We start from the raw sequence: 13,416 nt of genomic DNA on the forward strand, positions 1-13,416 counted from the left end.
ACTCGCTCAGTACTCGGCCCTCAGCACTCAGTCCTAAAGGAAAGAGGGAGATTCCGATGAGCATTCTGGCTAATAAAGACACCCGCGTTGTGATTCAGGGAGGCGCCGCCGGTGTCAACGCCGCTCGCCGCATGGCGGAGTTCTGCTTCCTCATCAAGCGCCCGCTCAATGTCGAGGCGTTCGTCTATCCGCCTGACGCCGGCAAGTCCAACGAAATTCCTTACGGCAGCGGGCTGATCGCGATCCCGGTTTACAAGAGTATCGCCGAAGCGACGAAGAACCATCCGACCATCAATACGAGCCTTGTCTATATCGGCGCGGACCGCGCGATGAAGGGCGGAATGGAAGCCCTTGACGATTCACACATCAAGGTCGTCTCGATGATTACCGAGGGTGTGCCGGAAAAGGACGCCAAGCTGCTCGGCGCCCATGCGCGTAAGCTCGGCAAGGTGTTCAACGGCCCGTCCTCGATCGGCATCATCTCCGCCGGCGCCTGTCGCTTGGGTGTGATCGGCGGCGCGTTCGACAATCTTGTCCTGTCGAAGCTCTATCGAGAGGGCTCGTTCGGCGTCATTACCAAGTCGGGCGGTCTCTCCAACGAAATCATCTGGATCTGTTCGCAGTTCGCCGACGGCATTACGACGGCGATCGGCATCGGCGGCGATGCCTATCCCGGCACCGACTATGTGAGCTACCTGGAAATGTTTGAGAACGATCCGCAGACCAAAGCGGTCGTCATCGTCGGAGAAATGGGCGGCGATCTCGAAGAGCGGGCCGCCGAGTGGTATGGCGCGAAGAAGCGTCGGGTGAAACTCATCGGCGTCGTTTCCGGATTCTGTCAGGAGAGTTTGCCCAAGGGAATGAAGTTCGGCCATGCCGGCGCCAAGGAAGGGATGAAGGGTGAGGGGTCGGCTCGGTCGAAATCCGACGCGCTCAAGAAGTCCGGCGCGATCGTCCCGCCGACGTTCGGCGCGCTCGGACCCGCGATCAAGGACACCTATCAGGAGTTGCTCAAGTCCGGCCAGGTGAAAGAGCCGATCGAGCCGGCCGCGCTGCCGCGCCTGCCGAAGTCCGTCGAAGAGGCGATGAAGGCGGACGAAGTGATGGTCGCGCCGTTGATTCGCACGACCATCAGCGATGATCGCGGCGACGAACCGTGCTACGACGGCTATCCGGCTTCCGAACTCATCAATAAAGGCTATGAGATCCCCCACGTCATCGGCTTGTTGTGGGACAAGCGGCTGATCTCGAAGCAGGAAGCCGAGATCATCAAGCGCATCATGATGCTGTCCGCCGACCACGGCCCCTGTGTCAGCGGCGCCTATGCGACGATTCTCGCGGCCTGTGCCGGTATCGGCTTGTCGCAAGCGGTGGCCGCCGGCTTGATCATGATCGGGCCCCGTTTCGGCGGCGCGGTTACGGATGCGGGCCGTTGGTTTAAGTACGCGGTCGACCATAAGATGGATGTGGATGAATTTCTGGCCTACATGAAAAAGAACGTCGGTCCGGTGCCGGGCATCGGACACCGCGTGAAGAGCCTGCGCAATCCGGACAAGCGCGTGAAAGAACTTGTGGGCTATGTGAAAAGTCTCAATATCAAGACGCCCTGTCTCGACTTCGCCTTGCAGGTAGAGCAGGTGACTGCGGCGAAGAAAGACAATTTGATTCTGAACGTGGACGGCACGATGGCGGCCGTGTTGGTCGATCTGGGCTTCCCGGTCGACAGTTTGAACGGCTTCTTCATCCTGTCGCGCACGATCGGGTTGATCGGCCATTGGGTCGATCAGAAACGTCAGGACAGCCGCTTGATCCGGCTGTTCGATTATCTGGTGAACTACGCGGCGCCCAAACGGCGGGAAGTTCCGCCGTTGAAATAGGTCCGTGCAGCCGCACCGTTGACATAGTTGCGGGAGGTCCCGTTGCTCGAAGGGTTGCGGGAAGCCCCGCGTTACGCAGGACCGGTATCAAGTCGTTTACGGGTTAAGGGGGGTGTGACTCCCTAGCCTCCGATTCGTGCCGAGCCCGACTGTAAGGAGAGAGAGATGTCGCTCGATATAGCCAAAGCCCTCTATGCCAAGATGCCGGATGTCTTGGCCAAGGCCAGAAAGAAATTCGGCCGTGGCCTGACGCTGGCGGAGAAGATTCTCGTCGCGCATGCCGACAACTTCGATACCCAGAATTGGGAGCGTGGGAAAGCCATGTTGGCCTTGCGGCCGGACCGGGTCGCCATGCAGGACGCGACGGCGCAGATGGCGGTCTTGCAGTTCATGCAGGCGAATAAGAAGAAAGCGGCCGTGCCGAGCACGATCCATTGCGACCATTTGATCCGCGCCGAGATGGGCTCGCAGAAGGACCTGGCGCGCGCTTTGGATGAGAACAAGGAAGTCTATAACTTCCTCGCGTCCGCCGCGAAGAAATATGGCATCGGCTTTTGGAAGCCGGGAGCCGGGATCATTCATCAAGTCGTGCTCGAAAATTATGCATTCCCTGGCTGCCTCATCATCGGGACCGACTCGCATACACCGAACGGCGGCGGGTTGGGTGGATTGGCGATCGGGGTGGGCGGGGCCGATGCCGGTGAAGTGATGGCCGGCCTGCCCTGGGAAGTGCTCCATCCGAAGCTCATCGGCGTGAAGCTGACCGGTAAGTTGAGCGGCTGGGCCTCGCCGAAAGACGTCATTCTCTATCTCTGCGGCCTGCTTACCGTGAAGGGCGGGACGAACAAGATCGTCGAGTACTTCGGCCCCGGCGCCGAGACGATCAGCGCCACCGGCAAGGGGACCATCTGTAATATGGGCGCCGAACTTGGCGCGACAACGTCCGTGTTCCCTTTCGACCAGAAGATGGTCGCCTACATGAACATCACGGATCGTTCGGATCTTTCGATCTTGGCGACCGCACAAAAAGACTTGCTCGTGGCCGACACTGAAGTCTATCAGTCGCCGGAGAAGTACTACGATCAGATCGTGGAAGTCGATCTCTCGAAGCTCGAGCCGCATGTGGTCGGGCCGCATACGCCGGACTTGGCCCGGCCGATCTCGAAATTGAAAGCGGAAGCGCAGGAGAAAGGCTATCCGGTCGAATTGAAAGCGGCGCTCATCGGCAGTTGCACCAACTCCTCCTATGAAGACATCAGCCGGTCGGCGCATATCGCGCAGCAGGCGCTGAAAGCCGGCTTGAAGGCGAAGGCTTCATTCTTGGTCTCGCCAGGCTCCGAGCGCATCTACCACACGATGAAGCGCGACGGGTTCTTGGACACGTTCGAGCAGCTCGGGGGCACCGTGCTGTCCAACTCTTGCGGCCCCTGCATCGGGCAGTGGAAGCGCGCGGACGGGGTGAAGGGCAAGGCTGATTCGATCGTCAGTTCCTTCAACCGGAATTTCCCAGGTCGCAACGACGGGATCAATGAAACATTGTCCTTCCTCGCCAGTCCGGAAGTCGTGACCGCTTATGCTATTACCGGCGATCTGGGCTTTGATCCGGTGAATCAGGTGGTGAAGGGCGCGGACGGCAAGGAGTTCAAGTTTCAGCCACCGGTGGGCGAGGAATTGCCGGCCAAGGGCTTTGCGAAGGGCGAAGAGGGGTATGTCGCTCCGGCTGAAGACGGTTCGAACTTGACCGTCGACATTCCGTCGACCAGCGAACGGTTGCAGTTGTTGCAGCCGTTCCCCAAGTGGGACGGCAAGGATTTCGACAAGTTACCGCTCTTGATCAAGACCAAGGGGAAGACTACGACCGACCACATTTCCCCGGCCGGTCCCTGGCTCAAGTTCCGCGGACATCTCGACAAGATCAGCGACAACATGTTCCTTGGAGCGAACAATGCGTTTTCGTCGGAGCCGGGGAAGGGTACGAACGTCCTGACCGGCGAAGCCAATCTTACGATGGCGCAAATTGCCAGAGCGTACAAGGCGCAAGGCGTCGGGTCGATCGTCGTCGGCGATGAGAATTACGGCGAAGGCAGCAGCCGTGAGCACGCAGCCATGTCGCCGCGGTTTCTGAACGTGCGAGCCGTCATCACGAAGAGCTTCGCGCGCATCCATGAAACGAACCTCAAGAAGCAGGGCATTCTGCCGTTGACCTTCGCCGACCCGAAGGATTACGACAAGATCGAGATGAACGATCGATTGAGCGTGCTCGATTTGAACAGTCTGGCTCCCGGCAAGCCGGTCACGGTGGTCATTCACAAGGCTGCCGGCGATGTGAAGGTTCAAGCCAATCACAGCATGACAGTGCAACAAATCACTTGGTTTAAGGCCGGTTCGGCGTTGAACGCGCTGAACTAACCCCATATATCGAGAGGAGTCAATATGGCGAAAGCAGACAAAATCATCTATACGAAGACCGACGAAGCGCCGATGCTGGCGACCTATTCGTTTCTGCCGATCATCAACGCCTTCACCAAGGCGGCTGGCGTCAGCGTGGAGCTGCGCGATATTTCGCTGGCAGGTCGGGTGATCGCCGTGTTTCCGGAGTATCTGACTCCGGCTCAAAAGCAACAGGATGCCTTGGCGGAGCTCGGCGAGCTGGCCAAGACGCCGGAAGCCAACATCATCAAGTTGCCCAACATCAGCGCCTCGTTGCCGCAGTTGCAAGAGACCATCAAGGAATTGCAGAAGCAAGGGTATAAGCTTCCTGACTACCCTGAGAATCCGAAAGACGACAAAGAGAAGGACGTCAAGGCTCGCTACGACAAAGTCAAAGGCAGCGCCGTCAATCCGGTGCTGCGTGAAGGCAACTCGGACCGCCGGGCCCCGTTGTCCGTGAAAGCCCATACCAGAAAGCATCCGCATAAGATGGGCGCCTGGAGTCCTGATTCCAAGACCCACGTGTCCCATATGAAGAGCGGCGACTTCCGCTCCAACGAAAAGTCGATGACGATTCCGGCAGCGACCACGGCGAAGATCGAATTTGTGGGCGCCGACGGCAAGACCACTGTCTTGAAAGAAAAGGTGGCGTTGCAGGCCGGTGAAGTGCTCGACGCGACGTTTATGAGCGTCAAGGCTCTCCGCGCGTTCCTTGAAGAGCAGATCCAGGATGCCCAGCAGAAGGGGGTGCTGTTCTCGCTCCATATGAAGGCCACGATGATGAAGATCTCAGATCCCAAGATCTTTGGTCATGCGGTGACCGTGTATTACAAGGATGTGTTCGAGAAGCATGGCGAGACGCTCAAGAAGCTGGGCGTCGATCCGGACAACGGTCTCGGCGACCTCTATGCCAAGATTAAGGCGTTGCCCGAGGATCAGCGCAAGGCGATCGAATCGGATATCCAAGAAGTCTATAAGAAGCGGCCGCCGATGGCGATGGTGAACAGCGATAAGGGCATCACCAATCTCCACGTGCCGAGCGACATCATCATCGACGCGTCGATGCCGCCGGTCATTCGCGACAGCGGCAAGATGTGGGGGCCCGACGGCAAGGCGGCGGACGCCAAATGCGTCATTCCCGATTCGAGCTATGCGCCCATCTATCACGAAGTCGTCGAGTTTTGTAAGAAGCACGGCGCGTTCGATCCGAAGACCATGGGTACCGTGCCCAACGTGGGTCTGATGGCGCAGGCGGCCGAGGAATACGGTTCGCACGACAAAACGTTCAAGGCGCCCGGCAACGGCACGATCCGCATCGTGGATGCGGCCGGCAACACGTTGCATGAACACAAGGTGGAAGCGGGGGACATCTGGCGCGCCTGCCAGGTGAAGGATACCCCCATCCAGGACTGGGTCAAGCTGGCCGTGACACGCGCCAGGGCCACCGGCGCTCCGGCGGTGTTCTGGTTGAACAAGGATCGCGCGCACGATGCCGAGTTGATCAAGAAGGTCAATGCCTATTTGCCGAAACATGACACGAACGGTCTTGAGATCAAGATCATGTCGCCCGCGGACGCCTGCCGCTTCTCCATCGAGCGGATGAAGGAAGGCAAGGATACGATCTCGGTCACCGGCAACGTGCTCCGTGACTATCTCACGGATTTGTTCCCGATTCTTGAAATCGGCACCAGCGCCAAGATGCTCTCGATCGTTCCGTTGCTGAACGGCGGCGGGTTGTTCGAGACCGGCGCGGGTGGCTCGGCCCCGAAACACGTGCAGCAGTTCCAGGAAGAAGGCTATTTGCGATGGGATTCGCTCGGTGAGTTTCTCGCGCTTGCGGCCTCGCTGGAACATCTTGCGAAAGTGGGAAACAATCCGGTCGCCAAGATTCTGGCCGATACTCTGGATCAGGCCAACGCGAAGTTTCTGGAGAGCAACAAGTCGCCCGCGCGCAAAGTCGGGGAAATCGACAACCGTGGCAGCCACTTCTACCTGGCGCTCTATTGGGCGCAGGCCTTGGCCGCGCAAACGGCGGATAAGCGGATCGCTGAGCGATTCACGAAGATCGCGAAGGATCTGGGCGACAACGAAAAGAAGATCGACGGCGAATTGCTGGCCGCGCAAGGCAAGCCGCAGGATGTCGGTGGGTACTATCATCCGGACGATGCGAAGGCCGCCAAGGCCATGCGTCCGAGCGCAACCTTGAACGCGATCATCGACGCGATCGCTTGAGGACGTGAAACGTGAAGCGTTATTCGTGAAGCGTATCTCGTTCCGGGTCAGACGCTTCACGAATTGAAGGAGTGGGATGGCGTCACAAGAAATCGATACGCAGAACATCATCGACCAGCCGGAGGTCCTCAAACCCCGGCTGGTGACGATCGAGATCGCCGGCAAGAAAGTGGATGTGCCGGAAGGGATCACGGTCGTGAAAGCCATGTGGTATGCGGGAATCGACGTCGTGCGCGGCGTCGGCTGCCTCGGCGGGTTCTGCGGCGCCTGTGCGACCTACTATCGCACGAAGGATGATCCAAAGGTCCGGACCTGCCTGGCTTGTCAGATGGCGGTTCAAGACGGGATGTCCTTCACGATGATGCCTCCCTTCCCTGCCCGCAAGGCGACCTACGAGATTCAGAAGCTCAAAGATCCCAAGCAGGACCTCTTTAATCTGTACCCGGAAGCGCCGCTCTGCCGGAACTGCAACGCCTGCACGGAGGCGTGTCCGCAGAAGATCGATGTGCGTGAGGGAGTCTGGAAAGCCGTCTTCGGCGACTTCAAGAGCGTCTCCGAGATGTTCATGGACTGCGTCATGTGCGGCATGTGTACGCCGGTGTGCATTGCCGACATTGCGCCGAATCTCGTGGCGCTGTACGTCAGTCGCGCGCAGGGCGCGCATTTTTCAGAAAAGCCGGTCGGCCTCGACGTGCGCATTCAGGAAATTCAAGACGGCCTGTACAACGACGAGTGGAACACAATTCTGAAGATGAATGAGAAGGAACTGGCCGAACACTGTGCGACGGTGAAGTAGCCCATGGTTAATGGGCCAATGGCCATGGTCAATGGAAAAGAAACCGGAGCGACAGGGTTTGCTCCAGTAACCTCTTGTCCATGAACCGTTACCCATCAACCATTATCCCTTGACGTTATCTCTATGGACATCCACACGCTTCAACAAATCGTTCACAAGACTCGGGATGCCCGCCGCAAGCAGACGATCCCTAAGTTCCCTCCCGCCGAACGTGATCAACTGATTCACAAATATCATCCGGATTTCAGAGCCAGCGCCTACCGGCCGATCAAGTTCGGTCCCAACGAGGGCGACCAGACGGTCGTGGAGTTGGCGACGCTGCTCGAAGGTGACAGCTCCATCCAGGATCATGCCGATCTCACGCCGCACTACACCTGCGATGTGCTCGTGATCGGCGGTGGCGGGGCCGGTTGTGCAGCGGCACTGCATGCGCACGGCGCCGGCGCCAAGACCATCCTGGCGACGAAGCTGCGGCTGGGGGACTCGAACAGCGTGATGGCGCAGGGCGGGATGCAGATTTCCGTCGCGCCTGAAGATTCGCCGGTGACGCATTTCATCGATACGCTCAAGGGCGGCCACATGGAGAACGACCATGCCCTTCTGAAGACCATGGTCGAGGATGGGCCGTCGATTGCGAAATGGCTGCTGGAGCTGGGCGTGCTGTTCGACCGTCAGGCCGACGGGAATTTGCATGTGAAAAAGGGGGGCGGCAGTTCCAAGCCCCGTCTCTTGACCTGTTCCGACTATACCGGCCTTGAAATCATGCGAGTGCTCAAGGACGAGGTCATCAACCAAAAGATTCAGTTGCTCGAGTTTGCGGCCGCCATCGAATTGCTGAGTGACGAGACAGGGAACTGTACCGGCGCGATCTTCAAAGATTTGGATAATCAGCGGCATGTGGTCGTGGCGGCGAAGTGCGTGATCCTGGCGACCGGCGGCATCGGCCGTCTGCACATCCAGGGGTTTCCGACGAGCAATCACTATGGCGCGACCGGCGACGGACTGTGCCTGTCCTATCGCATGGGCGCGAAACTGGCCCATATCGATACCTTCCAATACCACCCCTCAGGGGCGGTGTATCCGGAGCAACTGATCGGCGCCTTGGTGACGGAAGGGATCCGCTCCGAAGGCGGTCACCTGGTCAACGCCAAGGGCGAGCGCTTCGTCAATGAGCTCGACACGCGCGACGTCGTCTCCTCATCGATCATCCGCGAGTGTGAGGAAGGACGTGGGATCAGGACGATGTCGGGCCGCGTCGGAGTCTGGCTGGACACGCCGCTGTTGGATGCCGAGCATGGACCCGGCACGGTGGAAAAACATTTTCCGGCGATGATGTTGCAATTCGAACGGTTCGGGATCGATATCAGCAAAGATCCGGTGCTGATCTATCCAACGCTGCACTATCAAAATGGCGGGGTGAAGATCGATACCAATTCGGAAACGAATGTGAAGAATCTCTTTGTCGCCGGTGAAGCCTCGGGCGGCCTGCATGGACGCAATCGGTTGATGGGGAATTCGCTGCTCGACCTGATGGTGTACGGCAAACGATCCGGATTGACGGCGGCGGGCCGTGTCGGATCGATGAAGCAAGGTCAGCTCACGTTGAAACACTTGCAGCGGTTCCGGGCCGAAGCCAAGAAGCACGGTCATGTCAGTGGCGTGATTTCGCCGATGATTCTGCCGGCGTATACGAGGAAAGTGGGGTGAGGACGGCGACGGAGCATTCCTCATGTTCGCCACCGCACACCCAGGGTCAATCCGGATCGTGAGTTGTTGGTCGGTGTTCGCAGGGGTGAAAGGCGCGTCCCGGCGCGCGTAGGGTGGGCTGGTGAGAATAGCCCGCGCAGTGAGAAATGCCACGCCACCGTCCTCAGGAATGAAGAGGTAAAGAATGAACGTGCATGAGTTCCAAGCGAAGTCATTATTTGCTCAGTTCGGCGTTCCGGTGCCGCGAGGGAAGGAAATTATTTCTCCCGAAGATGCGACCGCCTGGGCCCATGAACTCAATACACCGGTCTTCGTCGTGAAGGCGCAGATCCATGCCGGCGGGCGAGGCAAAGCCGGCGGGGTCAAGATCACCAAAGACAAAGGCGCGGTGGCCGGATTTGCCAAGGAGTTGATCGGCAAGACATTGGTCACGCATCAGACCGGTCCGAAGGGGCGTCAGGTTCACCGTCTCTTGATGGAAGAAGGCGCCAATATCGCAAAAGAACTCTATCTGTCGATCCTTGTGGATCGCGACACCGGCTGGCCCACCTTCATCGCCAGCACCGAAGGTGGGATGGAAATCGAAGAAGTGGCGGCCCACACGCCGGAAAAGATCATCAAGGAAGCAATCGATCCGGCGGTCGGGTTTCAGGGGCACAACGGCCGCAACGTGGCGTTCGCGCTGGGCCTGCAGAACATCGAACCGGCGGTCATCAACCCCTTCGTGAAGATGTTGGGGAATCTGTATCGCTTGTTTATGGAGAAGGACGCAGCGTTGGTCGAGATCAACCCCTTGATCATCACGAAAGAAAAGGGTTTGATTGCTCTGGACGGCAAGGTGTCGTTCGATGACAACGGCCTCTTCAAGCACGAGGACGTGCAGAAGATGCGGGATCTGAATGAAGAAGAACCATTGGAAATCGAAGCGACGGCCAACAACCTGAATTATGTGAAACTCGACGGCAACATCGGCTGCATGGTGAACGGGGCTGGCCTTGCCATGGCGACGATGGACGTGATCAAGCTCGCGGGCAGTGAGCCGGCGAACTTTTTAGACGTTGGGGGTGGCGCAACGAAAGAGACGGTGGCGGCCGGCTTTCGGATTCTCCTGAAAGATCCGAACGTCAAGGGCATCTTCATCAATATCTTCGGTGGGATTGTTCGCTGCGAACGGATTGCGCACGGGGTCATCGAGGCGGCGAAGGAAGTGAAGATCACCGTACCCCTCGTCGTTCGGTTGCAGGGCACAAACGCAGAGGAAGGCCGCACGCTATTGGCCGGATCGGGATTGAAGCTGGAAGTGGCTGATGATCTCTGGGAAGCAGCGCAAAAAATCGTGAAATTGACCGGCAAGGCAGCGTGAGAGGAAGGCGATGTCAGGCTGCCGCTCACTCCCTTGCCTCTCGGAGCGACCCATACGGGCTCAACCGAGCGGAAGCCTTCGGAAATTCCCTCGCGGACTCGGTCAGTTTCCGCTTTCCTTTTCGGTCGAGTCTCGATGGGTCCCCGCTCCTTCGGCAAAGTCGCTCTCAGCAGCCTGACGCCGCTGAGAGATAATAGTAGGGATGGGTCTTACTATGAGGACCTGGTACTCTACAGTCATTCTTGCTTTGAATTATAAGGGTGGAAGGTCAGTCGACTTGCAGGACATTTATTCTGGTATTCATCGGTACCGTACCTTGTCGGACCATGATTGTGAACCACATCCCAAATACCAACAGGAGAACTACAAACACACAACGCGATCAGTACTGGCAAAGTTGAAGAAATATGGATTTGTGAGCAATCCCTATAGGGCAGTCTATTCGCTGACCGAGAAGTCGACCAAACACCTTGCAGCATTCGAGACAGACAGATATGGAAGGTCAGCTGGTGCAGAGATTAGTGTTGAAGAACTGATTGAAAGGTTTGCGCTAGCGCGCGAGTCATCGGCTACTTGATTCTAGGAATAAGAGGTTTATCGTGAGTATTCTCGTCAATAAAAATACGCGAGTGGTGGTGCAGGGGATTACGGGCAAGGAAGGGTCGTTCCACGCGACGCAATGCAAAGCTTATGGGACAAAGATCGTGGCCGGGGTGACGCCAGGGAAGGCCGGGCAGGAAGTCGAGGGCATTCCCGTGTTCAACACGGTGGCTGATGCGGTCAAGAAGACCGAAGCTGATACCTCACTGATCTTTGTGCCGCCGCCGTTCTGTGCCGATGCCATTCTTGAAGCAGCGGATGCCGGAATCAAGTTGGTCATTTGCATCACCGAAGGCATTCCTGTCAACGATATGGTGAAGGTCAAGCGGGCGCTCCGCGGCCGGGATGTGAGGCTGATCGGACCGAATTGCCCAGGTGTCATCACGGTCGATGAAGCGAAGATCGGCATTATGCCGGGCTTCATTCACAAGAAGGGCGTGGTGGGAGTGGTCTCTCGCAGCGGCACCCTCACGTATGAAGCCGTCCATCAACTCTCGACGTTGGGGTTGGGCGAAACGACCTGCGTTGGGATCGGTGGCGATCCGGTGAACGGCACGGGATTTGTGGATGTCTTACCGTTGTTTGAAAAGGACACGGAGACCCAAGCCATTGTCATGATCGGCGAGATCGGCGGCGATGCGGAGGAAAAAGCGGCCGAGTTCATCAAGAAGAACGTCAAGAAACCGGTCATCAGCTTCATCGCCGGCATCACGGCGCCTCCTGGCCGCCGCATGGGCCATGCCGGAGCGATTATTTCAGGTGGCAAGGGGACGGCAGCCGAAAAAATGAAAACCCTGGAAGCGGCTGGAGTCAAAGTCGTCAAGAATCCAGCTGAGATCGGTGCGGCGGTCAAAAAAGCGTTGGGACGGTAGTTTTCCAAGTCCATTCTTCCGTAGGCATCCTTCTCCGCCACTACTTCGTGAGCCTTATCTCTACGGCCGTCCATCGCCTCTGCTTAGTGAGGCGGGTATGACGATTATCATATCTTTCAATGAGTTGTTCGCTGTTATGTTGCCCTGCCACATGTAAGCACGATGTGTAATGACTGTGAGTGAAGGCTGGGGAAATAGTCGATTCATCCATCGCCACTGCCCTGTTCGATGGGGTATTGGATTTACCGATAACTCCAATCCGTTTTATCTATTTTTAAAAATGAACGCGGGGTTGCTACTGTTGGCGCCGTTCGCCTTACGACGCGAGAAGAGCATCCCCTCATGATCGCTCTGGAGGCGGATAATTGGACTCTCATGCCAATAACCGCAACAGCCGAACCGGGGATCAATTCGGGCGTAACGAAGACGCGATCGTCTCGCATCGCCTCGCTGGCCATCACCGATAGACTGACGGATCTCAGATTTCGCGATCAAAATTCGTCGAAGAATATGTTTCTTTACTTTTGGAGGGCAATGAATGAAAACGAGAATTTCGGCGATCGTTTGCCTTCTCTGTGTCATTGGCTACGCTGAGGTCACTCGGGCGGAAGATCCGTCCAACCCACGGGTCGCCGATCCCTATGCGACCTCGCCTGATCCTCCAACCATGTCCTCCGGGACGTTCGAGCCCTATCTGTCATTTATGGCGGGCGTGGCAATACCGTTTAGTCAGGATGCCACGTTTCGTAACGGAGATGTGGACAGGGATGTCGATTATCAGATGAAACAATCGATCGGCGGCAACGCGGGGCTTTGGTTTCCCACCAGGAACAAGTTGTTAGGATTCGATCTCGGTGGTGAAATCGAGGGCTATATCTGGTATCCGGACGTGGCCTGCTGTCGGGAAAATTTTAACGGGGTAACTCTCCCAGACGGAACGTTTCAGGGCACCACGACTGAGATGCAGGGTATCTACGTGGGCTTCAATCTCATGATTCGAAGACCGATGGCGATTTCCGAGGCCTATCCCAACGGGCGATGGTTTCCGTACGTCGGGATCGGGGGAGGAGCGCATCAGATGGCATTTAAGCCAGGTGGAACCCTCGGGGCTTCGTTTGCAGCGCCCATCAGTGACCAACGGGATACGACTGTCGCGTTTCAGGCAAAGGGCGGGTTTAAGGTGTTTCTCTTCAAGTACCTGGCTGCCTTTGCTGAGGCGAAGTATCTTCATGCCGAACACAGCGGCCTGGGGACGGATCGGTTTGGGGTGAACACACCCCTGTTTTCTTCTACAGGCGATCTATTTCTAGATGACTATTCGTCCACGATCAGAACGATCAGTGTGCATGCGGGCTTGTCGCTGCACTTTGATATGAAGCCGTAGGTTCGTACACAGTTTCAGTGCACACCCTGCTACAGGAAGGTAGGGTGTGCAGCTGAGTGTAAATTCCAACCTTTCCCTCCACCCGTTTTCCCCTCCACATACAGAGTATGAGATCGGCTGATCTTTAGGCCGAACTCCTCGCATTGATATGAGCA

8 protein-coding genes are annotated in these 13,416 nt (G+C 57.4%); all 8 read left to right on the forward strand.

Features of this window, described 5'->3' with window-relative positions; genetic code table 11:
• Positions 1 to 56 precede the first annotated feature (56 nt).
• The 8 genes from COMA2_RS05865 to COMA2_RS05900 all read left to right on the forward strand — a co-directional run bounded on the left by COMA2_RS05865 (position 57) and on the right by COMA2_RS05900 (position 13,261).
• A complete protein-coding gene (locus COMA2_RS05865) occupies positions 57 to 1,877 on the forward strand; it encodes a citrate/2-methylcitrate synthase (RefSeq protein ID WP_090895516.1) in 1,821 nt (606 codons plus the stop codon).
• 165 nt (positions 1,878 to 2,042) lie between these two features.
• The gene (locus COMA2_RS05870) at positions 2,043 to 4,286 is read left to right on the forward strand and encodes an aconitate hydratase (protein ID WP_090895518.1); all 2,244 of its coding nucleotides are present in this window, start codon (positions 2,043 to 2,045) and stop codon (positions 4,284 to 4,286) included.
• Positions 4,287 to 4,310: 24 nt separating this feature from the next.
• Complete coding sequence (locus COMA2_RS05875; RefSeq protein ID WP_090895519.1) at positions 4,311 to 6,539, forward strand: NADP-dependent isocitrate dehydrogenase; 2,229 nt, start codon at positions 4,311 to 4,313, stop codon at positions 6,537 to 6,539.
• Between the two features lie 76 nt (positions 6,540 to 6,615).
• Positions 6,616 to 7,335 (forward strand): 2Fe-2S iron-sulfur cluster-binding protein, encoded by a 720-nt coding sequence (locus COMA2_RS05880; RefSeq protein ID WP_090895521.1) that lies wholly within the window; start codon positions 6,616 to 6,618, stop codon positions 7,333 to 7,335.
• Between the two features lie 123 nt (positions 7,336 to 7,458).
• Positions 7,459 to 9,042 (forward strand): FAD-binding protein, encoded by a 1,584-nt coding sequence (locus COMA2_RS05885; protein WP_090895522.1) that lies wholly within the window; start codon positions 7,459 to 7,461, stop codon positions 9,040 to 9,042.
• 184 nt (positions 9,043 to 9,226) lie between these two features.
• Positions 9,227 to 10,405, forward strand: coding sequence for an ADP-forming succinate--CoA ligase subunit beta (gene sucC, locus COMA2_RS05890; protein WP_090895524.1), 1,179 nt, complete (start codon positions 9,227 to 9,229; stop codon positions 10,403 to 10,405).
• A 599-nt stretch (positions 10,406 to 11,004) separates the two neighbouring features.
• Positions 11,005 to 11,877, forward strand: coding sequence for a succinate--CoA ligase subunit alpha (sucD, locus tag COMA2_RS05895; protein WP_090895525.1), 873 nt, complete (start codon positions 11,005 to 11,007; stop codon positions 11,875 to 11,877).
• Positions 11,878 to 12,415: 538 nt separating this feature from the next.
• Positions 12,416 to 13,261 carry a hypothetical protein gene (locus tag COMA2_RS05900; RefSeq protein ID WP_090895527.1) on the forward strand — a complete coding sequence of 282 codons (846 nt, stop codon included), beginning with the start codon at positions 12,416 to 12,418 and terminating at the stop codon, positions 13,259 to 13,261.
• Positions 13,262 to 13,416 lie beyond the last annotated feature (155 nt).

It is taken from the genome of Candidatus Nitrospira nitrificans (genome assembly GCF_001458775.1).
Classification (GTDB): Bacteria; Nitrospirota; Nitrospiria; order Nitrospirales; family Nitrospiraceae; genus Nitrospira_D; species Nitrospira_D nitrificans.